The sequence below is a fragment of the Kribbella soli genome, assembly GCF_004331345.1.
In the GTDB taxonomy this organism is placed as follows: Bacteria; Actinomycetota; Actinomycetes; order Propionibacteriales; family Kribbellaceae; genus Kribbella; species Kribbella soli.
Window position 1 is genome coordinate 1,168,773 of record NZ_SJJZ01000001.1, and the last position, 14,365, is coordinate 1,183,137.

At 68.6% G+C, this 14,365-nt stretch carries 15 protein-coding genes and 2 tRNA genes; 2 read left to right on the plus strand and 15 right to left on the minus strand.

Going from position 1 to position 14,365, the window contains the following annotated elements; translation table 11 throughout:
- Window positions 1–170 precede the first annotated feature (170 nt).
- Genes E0H45_RS05895 through E0H45_RS05905 form a run of 3 tightly spaced genes read right to left on the minus strand, consistent with a single transcriptional unit; the run spans window position 171 to window position 2,013 of the window.
- Window positions 171–1,196 (minus strand): UDP-N-acetylmuramate dehydrogenase, encoded by a 1,026-nt coding sequence (locus E0H45_RS05895; protein WP_131335229.1) that lies wholly within the window; start codon window positions 1,194–1,196, stop codon window positions 171–173.
- A complete protein-coding gene (locus tag E0H45_RS05900; protein ID WP_131335230.1) occupies window positions 1,193–1,594 on the minus strand; it encodes a MaoC family dehydratase in 402 nt (133 codons plus the stop codon). Before E0H45_RS05900 ends, E0H45_RS05895 begins: the two co-directional genes overlap by 4 nt.
- Entirely contained in the window at window positions 1,591–2,013 is a 423-nt protein-coding gene (locus E0H45_RS05905) for an FAS1-like dehydratase domain-containing protein (RefSeq protein ID WP_131335231.1), read from the minus strand. Before E0H45_RS05905 ends, E0H45_RS05900 begins: the two co-directional genes overlap by 4 nt.
- 71 nt (window positions 2,014–2,084) lie before the next feature.
- Here E0H45_RS05905 and E0H45_RS05910 point away from each other — a divergent pair, with 71 nt between their 5' ends.
- Window positions 2,085–2,831 carry a (2Fe-2S)-binding protein gene (locus E0H45_RS05910; RefSeq protein WP_238154820.1) on the plus strand — a complete coding sequence of 249 codons (747 nt, stop codon included), beginning with the start codon at window positions 2,085–2,087 and terminating at the stop codon, window positions 2,829–2,831.
- Between the two features lie 57 nt (window positions 2,832–2,888).
- Here the strand turns inward: E0H45_RS05910 and rpmG are convergent, their stop codons facing one another.
- From rpmG to E0H45_RS05930, 4 genes are all read right to left on the minus strand, one after another.
- Complete coding sequence (rpmG, locus tag E0H45_RS05915; RefSeq protein ID WP_130384703.1) at window positions 2,889–3,056, minus strand: 50S ribosomal protein L33; 168 nt, start codon at window positions 3,054–3,056, stop codon at window positions 2,889–2,891.
- A gap of 67 nt (window positions 3,057–3,123) precedes the next feature.
- Window positions 3,124–3,197 (minus strand) — tRNA-Met (locus tag E0H45_RS05920).
- Window positions 3,198–3,241: 44 nt separating this feature from the next.
- Window positions 3,242–3,314 (minus strand) — tRNA-Thr (locus E0H45_RS05925).
- A 123-nt stretch (window positions 3,315–3,437) separates the two neighbouring features.
- Entirely contained in the window at window positions 3,438–4,379 is a 942-nt protein-coding gene (locus E0H45_RS05930) for an NAD-dependent epimerase/dehydratase family protein (RefSeq protein WP_131335232.1), read from the minus strand.
- A gap of 121 nt (window positions 4,380–4,500) precedes the next feature.
- On the opposite strand from E0H45_RS05930, the gene E0H45_RS05935 reads away from it, so the two are divergent.
- Window positions 4,501–5,133 carry a DUF899 family protein gene (locus tag E0H45_RS05935; RefSeq protein ID WP_131335233.1) on the plus strand — a complete coding sequence of 211 codons (633 nt, stop codon included), beginning with the start codon at window positions 4,501–4,503 and terminating at the stop codon, window positions 5,131–5,133.
- Here E0H45_RS05935 and E0H45_RS05940 read toward each other — a convergent pair.
- Genes E0H45_RS05940 through E0H45_RS05975 form a run of 8 tightly spaced genes read right to left on the minus strand, consistent with a single transcriptional unit; the run spans window position 5,130 to window position 14,364 of the window.
- Complete coding sequence (locus tag E0H45_RS05940) at window positions 5,130–6,173, minus strand: LLM class flavin-dependent oxidoreductase (RefSeq protein WP_131335234.1); 1,044 nt, start codon at window positions 6,171–6,173, stop codon at window positions 5,130–5,132. The two genes, E0H45_RS05935 and E0H45_RS05940, sit on opposite strands and share 4 nt — an antisense overlap.
- A gap of 7 nt (window positions 6,174–6,180) precedes the next feature.
- Window positions 6,181–6,957, minus strand: a complete 777-nt coding sequence (locus E0H45_RS05945) for a DUF1684 domain-containing protein (protein ID WP_131335235.1) — start codon at window positions 6,955–6,957, stop codon at window positions 6,181–6,183.
- Complete coding sequence (locus tag E0H45_RS05950) at window positions 6,954–8,054, minus strand: LLM class flavin-dependent oxidoreductase (protein ID WP_131335236.1); 1,101 nt, start codon at window positions 8,052–8,054, stop codon at window positions 6,954–6,956. Before E0H45_RS05950 ends, E0H45_RS05945 begins: the two co-directional genes overlap by 4 nt.
- Window positions 8,044–9,945 (minus strand): FAD/NAD(P)-binding protein, encoded by a 1,902-nt coding sequence (locus tag E0H45_RS05955; RefSeq protein ID WP_131335237.1) that lies wholly within the window; start codon window positions 9,943–9,945, stop codon window positions 8,044–8,046. Before E0H45_RS05955 ends, E0H45_RS05950 begins: the two co-directional genes overlap by 11 nt.
- Window positions 9,942–11,258 carry an NtaA/DmoA family FMN-dependent monooxygenase gene (locus E0H45_RS05960; protein WP_131335238.1) on the minus strand — a complete coding sequence of 439 codons (1,317 nt, stop codon included), beginning with the start codon at window positions 11,256–11,258 and terminating at the stop codon, window positions 9,942–9,944. The genes E0H45_RS05955 and E0H45_RS05960 overlap by 4 nt, the downstream gene beginning before the upstream one ends.
- Window positions 11,255–12,346 carry an LLM class flavin-dependent oxidoreductase gene (locus E0H45_RS05965; RefSeq protein ID WP_131335239.1) on the minus strand — a complete coding sequence of 364 codons (1,092 nt, stop codon included), beginning with the start codon at window positions 12,344–12,346 and terminating at the stop codon, window positions 11,255–11,257. Before E0H45_RS05965 ends, E0H45_RS05960 begins: the two co-directional genes overlap by 4 nt.
- Window positions 12,343–13,398 carry an NADPH-dependent FMN reductase gene (ssuE, locus tag E0H45_RS43585; RefSeq protein WP_131335240.1) on the minus strand — a complete coding sequence of 352 codons (1,056 nt, stop codon included), beginning with the start codon at window positions 13,396–13,398 and terminating at the stop codon, window positions 12,343–12,345. The genes E0H45_RS05965 and ssuE overlap by 4 nt, the downstream gene beginning before the upstream one ends.
- Window positions 13,399–13,407: 9 nt before the next feature.
- Complete coding sequence (locus E0H45_RS05975; RefSeq protein ID WP_131335241.1) at window positions 13,408–14,364, minus strand: ABC transporter substrate-binding protein; 957 nt, start codon at window positions 14,362–14,364, stop codon at window positions 13,408–13,410.
- Window position 14,365 lies beyond the last annotated feature (1 nt).

Here is a 14,365-nt window from a genome sequence, read left to right on the forward strand (position 1 = left end):
AAGTTGTCCACAGGTACCGAAGAACGGGTAGTGCTCCGCCCCGCCAGCCCAAGCCACGCACCCCGGCGCGGCCCACCCAGCCGAAACAGCCACCACTACCCGTCCTTCGGTTCACAACCCAAGGCGCCACGAACAGCCCGTGTTATCCACGGGCGGGTCCGAGGTGTGGGTCAGAGGGTGCAGTTCACCAGGACGGGTTCGTTGATCAGGGTGATGTTGAAGGATTGTTGGACTTGGGTGCGGACGTGGGTGGCCAGGGTCAGGAGTTCCTTGGCGGTGGCTTGGCCCCGGTTGGTGAGGGCCAGGGTGTGTTTGGTGGAGACGGCGGCGTTGCCGATGGTGAAGCCCTTGGAGACGCCGGCGTGTTCGATGAGCCAGGCGGCGCTGGTTTTGACGCGGCCGTCGGGTTGCGGCCATTGGGGAGCGCCGGCGGGGACCTCGGCGGGGGTGTCGAGGATGGGGTTGGTGAAGAAGGAGCCTGCGCTCCACGTGTCGTGGTCGGCGGGGTCGAGGACCATGCCTTTGCTGCGGCGCAGGCCGAGGACGGCTTCCCGGACCTCGGTCATCGGCGCGCGCGAACCCGGCTCGACGTCGAGCACGCGGGCAAGTTCGGCGTACCCGACCGGCGCCGACAGGTCGCCCAGCGTCAGCTGGAACGTGACCTCGAGTACGACGTACCGCGACGGGTCGGCCTTGAACCGCGAGTTGCGGTAACTGAACCCGCAGTCGCCCGCGAAGATCGTCTCGACCTTGCCGGCAACCCGGTCCCACACCCGCACGGACGCGACCGTCTCCGCGACCTCGTGACCGTACGCGCCGACGTTCTGCACCGGAGTCGAGCCGGCGAGCCCGGGGATGCCGGACATCGACTCGAGCCCGCTCCACTCCTCCGCGATCGCGCGCTGTACGACGCCGTCCCAGTCCTCCCCGGCCGCGATGTGCACCATCGCCCCGGAGCACATGTCCGCGTCGACGCTGATGCCGGACGTCGCGATCTTCACCACGGTCCCGCGGAACCCGTCGTCCCCGATCACCACATTGCTGCCGCCCGAGAGCAGCAGCACCGGCTCCCCGGCCGCGTCGGCGTCCCGGACTGCCGTGATCAGGTCGTCCTCGGTACTGACCTCGACGAACTTGTCGGCCGAACCACCGATCCGCAGCGTGGTGTAGTCGGCCAGCGAAACGTGCGTACTCACCGGACCCGCACGACCGCCCTGGCCCGGCCGAGCACCTTCTCCTCGCCGGCGAGGGCCGTGATGTCGATCTCGGCCAACCCGTCCGCGACCTTGTCGACCTTGGCCGTGAACGTCACGCTCGCGCCCTTGTCGTCGTCCGGTACGACGACCGGCTTGGTGAACCGTACGCCGTACTCCACCAGGTCGGCCGGATCGTCGATCCAGTCTGTGACCACGCGCACCGCGGACGCCATCGTGAGCATCCCGTGCGCGATCACACCGGGCAGGCCGAGCGCCGCGGCCATCCGGTCGTTCCAGTGGATCGGGTTGAAGTCCCCGCTGGCCCCGGCGTACCGGACCAGGTCCTCGCGCCGCAGCGTGACCGTCAACGGCGGCAGCTCGGTTCCTACCTCGGTCATGCGTCCGCCCGGTTGTGCGAGAGGGTCGACGTCGCCGTGGCGATCGGCTCGCCGTCGACGGTGGTCAGGGTGGTCTCGTACATGATCACCTCGACGGGACCGGCTTTGCGCACGGTGGTGATGGTGGCGGTCGCGGCGATGGCGTCACCGGCCTTGATCGGGCGGGTGTAGCTGAACTTCTGCGCGCCGTGCACGATCCGGTCCAGCCGCAGGCCGAGCTCCTCGTCGTTCAGCAGCTCCTCGAGGGCGCGGCTGCCGACCATGAACGCGAACGTCGGCGGCGCGATCGCGTCATCGCCCCGGTACGCCGGGTTACGGTCGCCGATCGCGTCGGCGAACTCCCGGATCTTCTCCCGGCCGACCTGGTAGGACTCGGCGGCCGCGTAACTCCGGCCGACCATCGTGGCGTCGATCGTCATATCCGCTAACCCTACTGGCAGACTATGGTCCGGGTTTCCGCTGCCCACGATTGTGACGGAGAAGGTTGAACGTGACGGCAGTGGCGGCGCTGGCGAAGTACGCGCCTCGGTACCGGCTGGAGATCGGCGCGCCGGAGGGCTCCGAGTGGCTGCGGGTGGACCGGATCCTGGAGCCCGGCAGCCCCGAGCTCACCGAGCTGCTCAAGCGGGACGACGAGGCCAGTTGCCACCGTACGGCGCACGCGAACGCGCTCAGCATGATGTCGTTCTACGCCGGCCGCGCGCCCGCGACCGCGCTCCTGCTCTGGGCCCTGGAGGGCCACGTCCTCGACATCCGCCCGCAGAACCTGTGGGTCCGCCCGCACGACGGGCACGGCATCGCGGCGGTCGCCGTACGCTCCGCCGACTTCCTCCCCGGCGGGCTGGAGACGCTGTACGACGTGGTGCTGCGACAGCACCTGCTTCCACTAGCCGAGGAGCTGCACCAGCGGACGCGGGCCGGGTTGCGGCAGGTGTACGGCGGCGTCGCGGCGGGCGTCGCGATGGGATTCTGTGCCGCAACACGCGAGGACGTCACGGTGGAACCGGCGCACCTGCTCAAGCGGTGGCGGACGTTCGTGGCGAAGGCCCCGGGCGGGCTCGCGCGGCTCGGCGAGGTGGAGGTGGCGGCCGGGAAGCTCGTCTACCTACGGAACACCTGCTGTCTGTATTACACGAGCGATGTCGGCAACGGGACCCTCTGCGGCTCCTGCTGCCTCACTCCTCGTGACGAGCGTCTCACCGCCTACGAGGGCGGCCGCCCGATTCTCACCGTCTGAAGGAACGGCCAAGGGCCGCTTCGGTAGTCCGAAGCGGCCCTTGCGAAAGACCTGAGGTCAGCGGGTCTCGCGGTGGTCCGTGTGGTCGTTGCACCGGTGGCAGTACTTCTTCAGCTCAAGACGATCCGGGTCGTTCCGCCGGTTCTTCTTGGTGATGTAGTTCCGCTCCTTGCAGACCGTGCATGCCAGCGTGATCTTCGGGCGAATGTCGGTTGACTTGGCCACTGCTGCCTCTTCTGTTCAGGAGTGCGCAACTGAGGTGATCGCACTCTCGAGATACTGCCTTGCCAGGTAGCGGGGGCGGGAGTCGAACCCGCGACACCACGATTATGAGCCGTGTGCTCTAACCACCTGAGCTACCCCGCCGGGTGAGTTCGTCATCCCACCCGGAGGTGGGATGCCGTTCTCAGAGCCCCTTTACGGAATCGAACCGTAGACCTTCTCCTTACCATGGAGACGCTCTGCCGACTGAGCTAAAGGGGCGGGCCGAGGAGAGAGATTACACGGTCCGCCGCCCCGATGTGAAATCGAGCCGACCGCACTGTGCAGGCCCCTCAGTCCGTCCCGGAAATCATACCGGGTCCGGCGGAGTGCTCTTGACCATTTTCAGTCCAGTACGGCGTCGTCCTCGGAGAAGTCGTCCGAGGCGTCCGTCGGCGGATGCGCGAGATGCCACTGAACCGACGCGCGGAGCGTCTCGGCCGGATCCACGGGAGCCCAGCCGAGCACCGTGCGCGCCTTCCACGGGTCCATCAGCAGGTGCTGGTCGATCGCCCCTGTGAGCGACAGGTCCGACGGCAGCAGGTCGTCCCGCACCCGCACCAACTCCGTGTCCTCGGTTCCCGCCGCCGCCAGGATCTGTTCGGCGAACAGCCGGTACGGCGCGGTCGACGGCTCCACCACGTTGAAGGCACCGGGGACGTCACTACCCAGCGCCAAGGACACTGCGGCTGCGACGTCGCCGACGTACACCCGGCTGAAGAGGAACTGCCCGGAACCGACCGGGATCCGGCGCCGCCCGGCCCGGACGCGCCGCAGGACGAACTCGAAGCGCCGCTGATAGTCGTGCTCGCCGTACACGGCTCCGAGCCGCAGCACGGTCGCGCCCCGCGGGAGATACCGCTCCTCCACCTCGAGGTTCTCGTACTTCGGCCCGTCGACGAAGCGGCGGTCCCGCAGCGGTGATTCCTCGGTCAGCGGCAGCGCGTCCGTCGTACGGTCCGAGTGCAGACCGTCGTACGCCCGGTAGACGTCGCCGCTGGAGATGGCGACGAGCTTCACGGACGGGCCGACCGCGCCGAGGGCCGCGTCGGCGGCCGCCGCGTTCATGCCCGAGATGTCGACGAGCGCCTCGGGATCGAACGGTTTCAGCGCGGCGGCCAACGCCGTCCCGTCGTGCCGGTCGACGTGCGCGTGCTCGACCGGCACCAGATCATCGGGCTCATGGTCGCCGCGATGCACCACCAGCAGCGTGTGCCCCTCCGCAGCCAGCCGCTCGACGACGGCCCGGCCGATGAACTGGGTTCCACCCAAGATCGCGATCCGCATGAACACAGTCCTACCGGTCCGGGCGCTCGGGTCCTAGGTTCGTCTGCGATCGGCAGACACCGGATGTCGAGAATCGCCGCACGGCTCCGTCGTACTGGCAGGACCTACGAGAGGAGCACGGATGTCCGAGACAGCAATGCCGCCGGTGGTGCCGGCCGAGGAATGGGCCGCGGCCCGCGCCGAACTGCTGGTCGCCGAGAAGGAGGCCACGCGCGCTCTGGACCGGATCGCGGCCCAGCGGCGGCGGCTGCCGATGGTGCGGTTCGACGAGTACACGTTCAGGGCGGCCGACGGTCCGGTCACGCTGCGGGAGCTCTTCGGTGAGCACCGCCAGCTCGCGCTGTACCAGTTCATGAACGCCGGTCCGGACGTGTTCTGCGGCGGCTGCACGTACTTCACCAAGAACGTCGCCAACCTCGCCGGCCTGGCCGGCAACGACGTGGCCTGGGCGACCGTTTCCGATATGCCGATCGAGCAGATGGCCGGGTACTGGAAGCAGATGGGCTGGGAGCACATCCCGTTCGCGTCCTCGGCAGGTACGACGTTTTCCGCCGACTGCGGCGTCGGCGGCGGCTTCCTGCTGAGCCTGTTCCTGCGCGACGGCGACAACGTTTTCCGCACCTACACGACCGGCCAGCGCGGCGTCGACCGGCTGCTGTTCAGCACGAACGTCTCCGACCTCGCCGTGTACGGCCGCCAGGAGGACTGGGAGGACTCCCCGGCAGGTTGGCCGCAGGCGCCGACGTACGGCTAGGTCCAGACGCGGCTCGGGTACGACGTCCGCAGTACCGGCATGACCTCTGTGACGAAGGTCTCGACGGACTCCCGGTTCTCCTCCTCCGGGAGTCCCGCGACCTCCAGCGAGATGCCGGAAAGCTCGTGCCCGAACGTTTCCTGGTACCGGCCGAACTTGTCGATCACCTGTTCCGGCGACCCGACCAGCACCGATCCGCCGTCGAGGAACTCCTCCAGCGTCCGGAACGGCAGCTGGTTGTGCCGGGCACCCGGTGAGTCCATGAACGCGTCGAAGATCGGCCGGTACCCATCGACCGCCTCCTGCGACGTTTTCTTCACGTACAGCCCGTTGAACCCGGCGCCCACCACAGCAGCCGCCGGGTCCCGTCCGTACGCCTCCCAGCGCTCCCGGTAGTGCCGGATCAGACCGGCGTACTTCTCCAACGGATGGAACCCGTTCGCCGAGAACAACGGGTCGCCCCAGCGCGCCGCCAGCTCGGTGGACTCCGTCGACGACGCCGACCCGTGCCACAGCGGGATGCCGTCCGGTCGGTACGGCCGCGGCTGCGTGGTCGCGTCCGTCAGCGCCGGGCGATAACGCCCCGACCAGGAAACTTCGGTTTCCCGGAGCAGTCGCCGGAGCAGCTCGTACTTCTCCCGGTTCCGCTCCCACTGCCCGTCCAGCTCGTACCCGAACAGCGCGTTCTGTTCCGGGTCGTTTCCCTTCCCGATGATGATGTCGAGCCGTCCACCCGACAGCTGGTCGAGCGTCGCGTAGTCCTCCGCCACCCGCACCGGGTCCAGTAGCGACAGCACCGTCACCGTGGTCAACAGCCGGATCCGTGACGTCACTGCCGCGATGTAGGACAGTACGACGGGCGGCGACGACGAGATGAACCGTTGCGCGTGCCGCTCCCCCACGCCGTACGCGTCGAAGCCCAGCTCCTCCGCCCACTGCGCCTGCTGGACGACGCGCCGGAACCGCTCGGACGGCGTGAGCTGCACGCCGCTGATCGGGTCCGGCGAGTTGTCGATCAGCGTGTACGTACAGAACTTCACCCGAGTGTCACCGCACCTTCTTCTCGCCCGCGGTCACCGGCAGACCGAGGCGATTGCCGGGCACCGGCGCCGGGCAGGTCCCGTACGCCGTGAACGCGAACGGCAGGTTGATGGTCCGGTTGAAGTCGATTCGCACCGACCCGTCCCGCTCCACCGGCCCGGTCGTCACCGTCCGCCAGGGCGCCGTCTCCTCGCCGTTCGTCTTGTCGTGGAACGAGAGGTTGAGCCGACTGTCACTCGCAGCGGTCGCGACCAGCTCGTACGCCGTACCTCCCAACGCCACGTGCACCGTGCCGACCGCGGTGATGTGCTGACGCAGATCGTCGCGCGCCGTCGACACCTCCACCCGCTGCGCCTTCGGGTACGGACTGAAATACCCGGTGATCGTCCACGCATCGTCGATCGGGTACGTCGGTACGCCCTTGAAGCCCTTCCGCGTCGCAGCGGCGGGGTCCCGTTGCCGGACGGCGTACCGGCCGCCGCGCAGGACGAGTTCCGCCAAACGGTTTCCGTGCAGCAGCCAGCTGAGTGAGCCGGCTTCCGGAACGCTGGCGGAAACCGTTCCGTGGACTGGTTCTCCGCCCGCTGTCAGTTCACCGGAGGCCGTGACGTGAGCCTGTTCGTCGGCCCACCATTTTCCGGCCAGACCGTCGATCGCGGTGGGCGTGTCCGACAGCCAGTTGAAGGCGACGACGGACAGCCAGCCGTAGTCGGTGTCCAGGTCGCGCTCCCGCGCCGCGTGCCAGGTCTGCCAGTCCTGCTCCAGATCGGAAACGACCGTCATGATGCTTTCCTTTGTTCGCGGTGGGCTACCTCGGAGCGGACCAGCGGGATCACGTACCGGCCGAAGTCGATCGCGTCGTCGTAGATGTCGTAGCCGCGGGCGGAGAAGATCCGGATCCCGAGGTCGTAGTAGTCGAGCAGCGCGGCAGCAACCGTTTCCGGCGTTCCGACCAGTGCCGTGGAGTTTCCGCCGCCACCGGTGAGGCCGGTCGGCGCGGTCCAGAGCGCGCGATCGTGCCGCTCACCGGCCGCGACCGCCTTCAGCAACCGCTGCGATCCAGCGTTTTCCGGCGTCTTCGACCGCAGCCGGGTACTCGCCGGAACACCGCCGGCCTGCACGTCCTTGATCCGGCCGAGAATGCGTTCCGCCTTCTCCCAGGCGAGTTCCTCGGTCGGCGCCAGGATCGGCCGGAACGCGATCTGGAGCATCGGCCGGTCCGTCCGCCCCGCACGCGCCGCCGCGGCGTCGATGGTCGCGAGCTGTTCCCGGGTCCCGGCCAGCGGCTCACCCCAGAGCGCGAAGATGTCCGCCTCGGCCGCGCCGACCGCGTACGCCGCCGCGGACGAGCCGCCGAACGAGATCCGCGGCCGCGGCTGCTGAACCGGCTTGATGTCGGCGAGGAACTGCTCGAACCGATAGTGCTTTCCGTCGAAGTCGAACCGGGTGTCCGAGGTCCAGGCCTGCTTGAGGATCTGGATGAACTCGGCCGTCCGCCCGTACCGGTCGTCCTTCGCCAGGAAGTCACCCTCGGCGGCCTGGTCCGCAGTCGACCCGCCGGTGATCACGTGCACCTCGAACCGGCCGCCACTGAGGTGGTCCAGGGTCGCAAACGTTTTCGCGGTCAGCGTCGGATAGGCGACGTTCGGCCGGTGGGCGACGACGAGGTTGATCCGCTCGGTGCGGCCGGCGACGTACGCCGCGACCTGGGCCGGGTCGGGCGAGCCCGAGTGGTAGGCGAACAGGATCCGGTCCCATCCGTTGTCCTCGTGGGCGCGCGCGAGTTTGCTGGTGTACTCCAGGTCCAGCGGGCCGCCGGTTCGCGGCGTCACCTCGCTGGCCGGATTGGTTCCGGCGATGCCGAGGAACTCAACTGGCATGGCGTTCTTCCTTCCGTACGGTGGGTGCGAGCAGCTTGAGCAGGTCGCGGGCGACGGCGTCGTTCTGCCGGAAGCCGGGACCGTTGAAATGCGGCCGGGAGAAACCTGACGAGCCGGCCGATCCGGAAACGGACGGCCCGAGCAGAAACAGCGTTTCCTGCGTGGATCCGTCGGCACGGATCGCGCGGCATTGCGAGTCCGCCTTGAGCTGACCGCCGCCGAGACTCGTTCCGTCGGCCGCGAACAGTTCGTCCGCCGCCAGCGCACCCGAGTCCAGCAGACCGCGCAGCAACGGGTCGGCGGTCGCGAGTACGTCGGGACGCGGCAACCGGGCCTCGACGAAGGCCCGCGCCCTGACCTCACCCGCCACCGCAGGACTGGTGGCAACGAACTGATCGTTGTCGATAGCAACATCGAGATCCGGCCCGGCGAACCGGACGATGCCGGCCCGATGCAGCGCGAGCAGCTCCTCCAGCCGTCGCGGCGGCGGTCCGCTCGCCACGAACGAGAAGAAGCTGTGCCACTCGCTCTCCACCCGCCGCACCCGATCCTCGTCCGACAACTGCCCGTCGGTGATCGCCCGCGACAACACGCTGTAGATACTCAGCAGCGCGTTGAACACCGCCAGATCCGCGGAATACGCCGAATCCGCGCGCCGGAGCAGATCGTTCTCGATCAGCTCGGTAAGGAACCGCTCGAACCCCTCCCGGTCCGCGAAGAACCGCCCGGCCAACGGCCGATCCACCTCGTGCCGGACGAACCGGTCGTTAGCAGCCGGCACAGCGGCACCGACGGCGGCCTCGAACTCCGCATCCGACCCCGCACCGGATCGGGGCGACCAGGCGTCGAGCGCTTCGGCGAACCGTTCCCACGGCCACCGGGTTCGTTCGGCATGGGCGGTGAACAGCTGCTGATAGTGCGCGTAGGCCAACTCTTTCTCGATCAACGGCGCCACGTCACGGTCGAAGTCGAGAACGCCTTCGCCCAACGCCTCCTTCGTCAGGTAGCGCGTCGGGACCGGCTTCGTTCCCGGGACGGTGTAGCCGAGCTTCGAGTGGTACGGGACGCCGCGGCGCGAACCGACGTACAGGATCGGCTCGTCGCCGGACGGGTGGTAGCTGAGCAGGCCGTTGCACTCGTCGTACCAGCCGCCGCGGCCCTCGGTGAGCAGCACCATCAGGTCGACGAACGCCTGCCCGAATCCGCGGACGATCACCGGCGCCTGCGGCCACAGCCCGTCCAGGTCGACGTCGGCGGTGTACCCGGGCGGGATGTAGGTCAGGCCGGCGTCCGCGGCCTGCGCCGCCCACGCCGATTCCGATGCCGTGGGCAACCGATCCAGGTAGCCGAGCGCGAGCACCACCGCGTCGGCCGCGATCTCCTGGCCGGACCCGAGAATCACCCGCTGGTCCGCAGTGAGCTCGACGGCTCGCTCCGGATGGGTGATGACGGTCGCGGGGAGATCGCGGACGACGCGCTCCCACACCCACGCCAGGTACTCCGCCTGCACCTGACGCGGTGGGAAGTCCATCGGGCCGGGAGGTTCGAGCCCGGCCTTCTCGAGGATCACCGCGCCCTCGCCGGCGACCCAGGCGGCGAGGTCCGGCCCCGGCACGATCGGTCCCTCGCACTCGACCGACTCGTCGGTGAAGATCGTGACGTCGGACGTCATCGAGTTCATCCACAACAGCCGCGACTGCTCGCGCCGCCAGATCCGCCCGCCACCGGCCGGGAACGGATCCACCACGTGGATCTCGACCCGTCGGCCACCGAGGAACTCTCCGGAACTGGCCGCGAACCGTTCCAGCAACCCTGCAGTCCGCGGTCCACCACCCACGAACACCACCGTCGCCGGCGGCTCCTTCCACGGATGCAGATCGGCCACGGTCATAGCTGGAGCCCTAGGTGGTCCCGGAGCGTTGTGCCGGCGTATTCCGAGCGGAAAACGCCGCGTTCGCGGAGCAGCGGGACGACGCGGTCGACGAAGTCGTCGAGGCCGGACGGGGTGAGGTGCGGAACGAGTACGAAACCGTCTGCAGCGTTTTCCTGGACGTGCCGGTTGACGGCCTCCGCGACCGTGGTGGGCGAACCGACGAACGTCTGCCGGTTCTGCTGGTTGATCACGGTCTGCCGCAGCGACCAGCCGTGCTCCTCCGCCTGCGCTCGCCACTCGGAAACGATCGGAAACGGATCGTTGTACCCGACCCGCCCCTGTGTCACCGACGACCCGACGACCGGGTCCTCGGCCGGCAGCGGACCGTCCGGGTCGTACGCCGAGAGATCGCGTCCCCAGAGCAGTTCGGCCAGCACCAACGCGGTCGGACCGGAAACCTGCTGCTCCCGGATGTACGCCGCTTTCTCGATCGCGTCGGCGTCCGTGTCCGCGACCACGACCGTCACCGCGGGCATGATCTTCAGCGACTCGTCGGTCCGCCCGTACTTCGCCAGCCGCGACTTCACGTCCTTGTAGAAGGTCTGCCCGCCCTCGAACGTCCCGTGCCGGCTGAAGATCACGTCCGCGCTCGACGCCGCGAACTCGCGCCCCTCGTCGCTGTCGCCGGCCTGGATGATCACCGGCCGGCCCTGTGGCGACGGCGGCAGACCGAACCGCCCGCGGATGGTGAAGTGCGCGCCGTCGTCCGCGAAGGCCCCAGCGCCCTCGCGGGCGAACGCACCCGCCGCCTGGTCGAGGACGAGTTCGTCACCGTTCCAGGAGTCCCAGAGTTTCCGCACGATCCGCAGCGATTCCTGCGCACGGACGTACCGGTCGCCCTTGTCGAGGTATCCGCCGCGGCGGAAGTTCTCGCCGGTGAACGCGTCCCAGGACGTCACGACGTTCCAGGCCGCGCGGCCGTTGGAGACGTGGTCGAGGGTCGAGAGTCGTTTCGCCAGTTCGTACGGCTCGTTGAAGGTCGAGTTGACGGTCGCGGCCAGGCCGAGGTGCGTCGTGACCGCGGCCAGTGCGCTGAGCACGGTCAGCGACTCGGGCCGGCCGACCACGTCCAGGTCGTGGATCCTCCCCTTCACCTCGCGCAGCCGCAGCCCTTCGGCCAGGAAGAAGAAGTCGAAGGTCCCGCGTTCCGCGGTTTCCGCGAGTTGCCGGAACGATCCGAAATCGATCTGCGACCCGGCCGCGGGGTCCGACCAGACGGTCGTGTTGTTCACGCCCGGAAAGTGCGCGGCAAGGTGGATCTGCTTGGTCATCGTGCACTCCTCGCGTACCTGTTCACCGGCCGCCGTAGTCCGAGCCGGCCGCGCAAACTCCCGCCTCGCTCCCCGGACCCGACCAACCCGCGTTCCCGCAGCACCGGCAGCAACTGCTCCGCGATCACCGGCACGTCCAGCTCGAGCGACGCAGGCCGAAGCTGTACGCCGTCAACGCCCGCCGCAGCCCATGCCTCGATCAACGAGGCGAGCTGCTCGACACCGTCGACATGCGGCTGCACCGCGGCGGACACGAGAACCAGCGGCCCGACCACCTGGCCCGACGTCAACGTCACGCTTCGACCGGCGTCCCCAGCAGTCAGCGTCACACTGCGACGAGCGTTTTCCCGCAGCTCCTGCACCTGAGTCGACAGATCGTCGGAATCCGGCAGAAACACCAGTTCCGCATCGGCGGCCGCCTCCAGCGCCTCCGAGGCGCTGACCCGGATCCCGGTGATCGGGTGCCCCTGCGGCGGCCGCGGGACGATCGACGGGCCCTTGACACTGAACGTCGGCGATTCGAAGTCGACGTAGTGCAGTTTCTCCCGGTCGACGAACCGCCCGGTGGCAGCGTCCCGGATGATCGCGTCGTCCTCCCAGGAGTCCCACAGGCGACGCCCGGCGTCGACGACGTACCGCGCCTCGCGCCACGTCTCGGCGGCCGGCGCCGGCTCGCGCCGCCCGATCACCGCGGCCGCTTCGGCCGACGTCGAGACGTCCGCGATCCATCCGGCCCGGCCACCCGAGATGTGGTCGAGCGTCGCGACCGACGCCTGCACGTGGAACGGCTCCGTGTGCGTGACGGTGATCGTCGGCAGCAACCCGATCCGTTGCGTCACCGGCGCGACCCGCGCGGCCAGCCCGAGCGCATCCAGCCGGACGCTCACCTGATCGAGTACGTCGTCCGGCGCCTCGAGCGCATCCGCGAACGTCACGAGATCGACTCCCGCCGCCTCCGCCCGCTGGGCCGCGCGTACGGCGAGCTCACCGGTCAGAATCGCCCGCGGATCAACCTCCGGGCCACGCCACGCCCCGGGATCTCCGCCCGCCCCGTCGATCTCGATCGCCGTGATCAACCCCCGGCTCATGACGCCACCTTCAACGCGACCGGGAGGTCCTTCCTGAACGGCAACGGACCGATCGACTCGGGATCGGCCTCGGTGTCGAACTGCGGCTCGAACCCGACCGCCAGATACAGCCCCGCCGCCTCCGGCTGCCGCGGACCGGTCGTCAGATACAACCGCCTGTACCCGAGATCGAGCGCCGCCGCCTCCAGTTCGGCAAGCACGCGACGCCCCAGACCCTGCCGACGATGCAGATGCGACGTCCACATCCGCTTCACCTCGGCGGTCTCGTCGTCGTACCGACGGATCGCACCGCCGGCAACCGTCTGGTCGCCGTACCGCAGCAGCACGAACGCGCCGCCCCGCTCGACGTGGAAGTCCGACGGCGGTACTTCGGTCAGCTGCGTGTTCTCGTTCGTACGCCCGTACCGCGTGCTGTACTCGACGACCAGATCCGCCAGCAACGGCGCCGCCTCGGGATCCTCCGGCCGCGCCCGGACCGCCTCCACCGCGGCGATCTGCACCGGCGTACTCTCCACCGGCTGCCCGCCCTCGACGGTCGCCAGGAACGCCTCAGTCACCTGATACAGCGGGACCGATGCCACCGGATCGAGCAGCAGCCCGCCACCGTCGTACAGCTGGACATGCGAGGACAGGACGAACCAGCCCTGCCCGATCGCGCCCGCGCCGAGGCTGGTGAGCACCGGCCGGAGCGCGTAGTCGATCACCAGCACATGCGCCGGCGTGCCACCCGTTGCCAGCGGCAACACTGTCTTGCCCTTCAACGCGTACTGCGGCAGTAGGTCGAGAAACACCTTCAGCAAACCGGAGTACGCCGCCTTGTAGACCGGGGTCGTGACCACGACCGCATCCGCGTTCTCGAGCACCGAGGCCGCCGCGGAAATCGCTGGATCGTCGGCCTGACCCCGCAGCAACGGCTCGGCCGGAAGATCGCGCAACACGATCGGCGTGACGGTGTGGCCGTGGCTGATCAGGCGCTTGGTGACATAGTCGAGCACCGCGTCGGTCCGCGACGGGACCGACGGGCTGCTGGAGATCGTTGCAATGGTCGCCATCGAGTTCTCCTATTTCTTCGGCAGACCGGGCGGGTTGATCAAGGACTTCGGGACGGCCTCGCCCTGCAGGCCCCACTTGGCCAGCACCTTCGCGTAGCTGCCGTCGGCGATCGCCGCGTTCAGCGCGTCCGCGAGCGGCTTCACGAGACCGTTGTCCTTCTTCGTCGTGATCCCGACCAGGCCCTGCACGGGATAGCTGGACGAGACGGTGCCGACGATCTCGGTCTTGTGCTGGGTCGCGACGTGGTACGACGCGTTCGGGTTCGGGCCGAGGTACAGATCGATCCGGCCGGACTGCAGCGCGAGGTAGGTGTCCGCAGCCTGCTGGTAGTACTTGAGGTTCGCGGGTTTCCGCCCGGCCGCGACGTTCTGCTTGTTCCAGTCGACCAGGATCGCTTCCTGCAGTGTTCCGGAACCGACCGCGACGTTCTTTCCGGAGATGTCCGCCGGACCGGTGATCTTGAGCCCCGACCCCAGCTTCGCCTCGAACGCGTGCAGCCCGAGCCGGTACGTCGCGAAGTCGTACTTCTCCTTGCGCAGCTCGGAAACTCCGATGTTCGAGATTCCGACCTGGTATTTCCCGGAGTCGAGCCCGAGGAACAGGTTCTCCCAGCTCGTGGTGTCGATCTCCGCCTTCAGCCCGAGGACGCTCGCGACCAGGTAGGCGACGTCGATCTCGACGCCGATCGGCGTCTTGTTGTCGTCCGCCGTGAACCCGAGCGGCGGCAGACCGCCGCCGGCCGAGCCGTTCCCGATCACCAGCTTCCCGGACTCCCGCACCGAGGCCGGCAACTCGGCCGCGATGCTGTCCACCTTCGCCGACGTGATGTGCTGCTGGTCGGCCGAGGTGTCGAACGCCACCGCCGACGTGTCACCGCTCTTGGCAGCGGGTTGAGTTTGTGGATCCGCACAAGCGGCCGCTGCCAGCAGAACCACCCCGAGCACTACGCTCCAACGTTTTCTCATC

Bases quoted from the DNA above. Each gene is read 5' to 3' on its own strand.
- E0H45_RS05900 (WP_131335230.1), bottom strand. From the start codon at position 1,594: ATGACCGAGGTAGGAACCGAGCTGCCGCCGTTGACGGTCACGCTGCGG.
- E0H45_RS05905 (WP_131335231.1), bottom strand. From the start codon at position 2,013: ATGACGATCGACGCCACGATGGTCGGCCGGAGTTACGCGGCCGCCGAG.
- E0H45_RS05930 (WP_131335232.1), bottom strand. From the start codon at position 4,379: ATGCGGATCGCGATCTTGGGTGGAACCCAGTTCATCGGCCGGGCCGTC.
- E0H45_RS05935 (WP_131335233.1), top strand. From the start codon at position 4,501: ATGTCCGAGACAGCAATGCCGCCGGTGGTGCCGGCCGAGGAATGGGCC.
- E0H45_RS05945 (WP_131335235.1), bottom strand. From the start codon at position 6,957: ATGACGGTCGTTTCCGATCTGGAGCAGGACTGGCAGACCTGGCACGCG.
- E0H45_RS05950 (WP_131335236.1), bottom strand. From the start codon at position 8,054: ATGCCAGTTGAGTTCCTCGGCATCGCCGGAACCAATCCGGCCAGCGAG.
- E0H45_RS05955 (WP_131335237.1), bottom strand. From the start codon at position 9,945: ATGACCGTGGCCGATCTGCATCCGTGGAAGGAGCCGCCGGCGACGGTG.
- E0H45_RS05960 (WP_131335238.1), bottom strand. From the start codon at position 11,258: ATGACCAAGCAGATCCACCTTGCCGCGCACTTTCCGGGCGTGAACAAC.
- E0H45_RS05965 (WP_131335239.1), bottom strand. From the start codon at position 12,346: ATGAGCCGGGGGTTGATCACGGCGATCGAGATCGACGGGGCGGGCGGA.
- ssuE (WP_131335240.1), bottom strand. From the start codon at position 13,398: ATGGCGACCATTGCAACGATCTCCAGCAGCCCGTCGGTCCCGTCGCGG.
- E0H45_RS05975 (WP_131335241.1), bottom strand. From the start codon at position 14,364: ATGAGAAAACGTTGGAGCGTAGTGCTCGGGGTGGTTCTGCTGGCAGCG.